The following is a 2,550-nucleotide window of genomic DNA, read 5'->3' on the forward strand; positions in this document are numbered from 1 at the left end:
ACCGACGCCGCGTTCGAGGGGTTCCGCCTCGTCAGGCGAAATCCCATGGCCCTGCTGGCCTGGACCGGCCTCTACTTGATCGTGGCCCTGGTGCAGATCGGGGCCATGGCCGGGATGGGGTCGGGCCTGGCCCGGATGGAGAGCGTGGCCGAAACGCTTGAGAGCAGCCCGCCCCAGTCGTTCCAGGACATGGCGCCCCTGTTCCAGGCCTATGGCGAGATGGTCGGGGGGATGGCCTGGATCTTCCCCCTGTCGCTGGCGGTCAGCGTGGTCCTGTCGGCGGCGGTGGCGCGCGGGGTGCTGTTTCCCCAGACGCGGGCGACCTTCGGCTATGTGCGGCTGGGGATGGACGAACTGCGGGTCGCCATCGTCATGCTGGCCATCTTCGTCCTGACCCTGATCATCTGCTGCGTGGTCTTCCTGCTGGTCGGCATCCTGGGCGGACTGGCGGTCTCGATGATCGACAATGGCGGCTGGGTGGTGATGGTGCTGCTGTTCCTGGCGGCCATGGCCTTCATCGTCTGGCTGACCGTGCGCTGGAGCCTGGCGGTGCCGATCACCGTGGCCGAGAAGCGGATCGCCGTCTTCGACTCATTCGCCGTCACCCGGGGGCGGTTCTGGCCCCTGCTGGGCATGGCGATCATCACCGGGGTCATGGCCCTGCTGGTGGCCCTGCTGTCGATGATCGTCTCCACCCCCCTGACCATCATGTCGGGCCTCGGCATGGCGACCGCCGGCGACGATCCGGCGGCGATCTTCGCGGCCTATAACTACGGAAATCCGTGGGTCCTGGCCTCGGCCCTGGTCAACGCCGTCATCGGCGCCCTGATGCTGGGGGTGCTGTATGCGCCCTTCTCGGCGGCCTATCGCGGCCTGAAGGGAGAGGCGGCGTGAGCGGGGTCGAACTCTACGCGCCGCGTCGGGCGCGGCATCGGCGCACCTGGACGGCGGCGGCCCTGGCCCTGGTTCTGGTCTTCGCCATCGCCGGCCAGGCCCTGGGGGTCCTGCCGGCGGTCATGGCCGGGTTCATCGATCTGAAGGGCGGCGCGCGCGACTGGCCCCAGGTGGTCTATCTGCTGATCGTCGGTTTCGGGGCGGCGGCCCTGGTGACCTTCGCCTGGGTCTGGCTGTTCGAGCGCCGCGGCCTGCGCGAGATCGGGTTCAACAGTCGGGGGGCGGTGCGATTCCTGCGCGGATACGGCGTCGGCCTGGCCTTCCTGTGCGTCGTGGTCGGGATCATCGCCGCGATCGGCGGCTATACGGTCGAGGGGCCGGGCGCCCTGGGCACGGCGGCGGCGGGGGCGGCCCTGGTTCCGATCCTGGCCCTGATGGCGGGATTCATCATCCAGGGATCGACCGAGGAGATCCTGTTCCGCGGCTGGCTGATGCAGGTGATCGCCTCGCGGCACGGCATCTGGCTGGCCCTGATCCTGAACTCGGTGGTCTTCTCCCTGATGCATGCCGGCAATATCGAGCCGTCGCGCGAACTGTGGCTGGGCCTGGCCAATATCGTGCTGTTCGGGGTGTTCATCAGCCTCTACGCCCTGCGCGAAGGCTCGCTGTGGGGCGTGTGCGGGTGGCATGCGGCCTGGAACTGGCTGCTGGGCGTGGGCTTCGGCCTGGAGGTGTCGGGCCAGCCCCTGCCGACCTCGCCCCTGGTGGTGGACCTGGCGACCAACGCCCAGACGCCCTGGTGGCTTACGGGCGCCGCCTTCGGGCCGGAAGCCAGTGTGATCACCACCGGCGTGCTGGTGGTCGGATCGGCCGTGCTGCTGCTGCGCGGCCGGACGCGTGACCACGGGGTGGTCGGACTGGGCGTGCGGGGCTGAAGCGCCAGGGCGGGCTGGTCAGGCCTTGGCCCGCGCCCGCGTCTTCGGCTTTTCCAGGGCCGCGACCCGCGCCCGGCGGCGCGTCTCGTGGCGGTCCAGCATCTCCTTGAGGTAACGGCCGGTCCAGCTCTTGGGATCGGCCGCGACCTGTTCGGGCGTGCCCTTGGCCACGATCTCGCCGCCGCCGTCGCCGCCCTCGGGACCGAAGTCCAGCAGCCAGTCGGCCACCTTGATGACGTCCAGATTGTGCTCGATCACCACGATGGTGTTGCCGTTCTCGACCAGTTCCTGAAGCACCTCCAGCAGCTTGCGCGTATCCTCGAAATGCAGGCCGGTGGTCGGCTCGTCCAGGATGTAGAGGGTCTTGCCGGTGGCGCGTTTCGACAGCTCTTTCGACAGCTTGACCCGCTGGGCTTCGCCGCCTGACAGGGTGGTGGCCGGCTGGCCCACCTTGACGTAGCCTAGGCCGACCCGCTGCAGGGTCAGCATCTTGTCCCGGATGGACGGCACGGCGGTGAAGAAGTGGGCCGCCTCTTCGACCGTCATGTCCAGAACGTCGGATATGCTCTTGCCCTTGAAGACGATTTCCAGGGTCTCGCGGTTGTAGCGGCGCCCCTTGCAGACATCGCAGGTGACATAGACGTCGGGCAGGAAATGCATCTCGATCTTGATGACGCCGTCGCCCTGGCAGGCCTCGCAGCGGCCGCCCTTGACGTTGAAG

General features: G+C 68.5%; 2 protein-coding genes and 1 pseudogene. 2 read left to right on the forward strand and 1 reads right to left on the reverse strand.

What is annotated here, in order from left to right; genetic code table 11:
* Both KF910_RS14205 and KF910_RS14210 read left to right on the forward strand, forming a co-directional pair.
* A partial coding sequence (locus KF910_RS14205; RefSeq protein ID WP_292264071.1) for a hypothetical protein occupies window positions 1-894 on the forward strand: 894 nt, incomplete at its 5' end.
* A complete protein-coding gene (locus tag KF910_RS14210; RefSeq protein ID WP_292264072.1) occupies window positions 891-1,829 on the forward strand; it encodes a CPBP family intramembrane glutamic endopeptidase in 939 nt (312 codons plus the stop codon). The genes KF910_RS14205 and KF910_RS14210, both read left to right, overlap by 4 nt.
* A gap of 18 nt (window positions 1,830-1,847) precedes the next feature.
* Here KF910_RS14210 and KF910_RS14215 read toward each other — a convergent pair.
* Window positions 1,848-2,550: pseudogene (locus KF910_RS14215) on the reverse strand (excinuclease ABC subunit A); the annotation flags it as partial.

The sequence above is a fragment of the Brevundimonas sp. genome, from assembly GCF_019636155.1.
In the GTDB taxonomy this organism is placed as follows: Bacteria; Pseudomonadota; Alphaproteobacteria; order Caulobacterales; family Caulobacteraceae; genus Brevundimonas.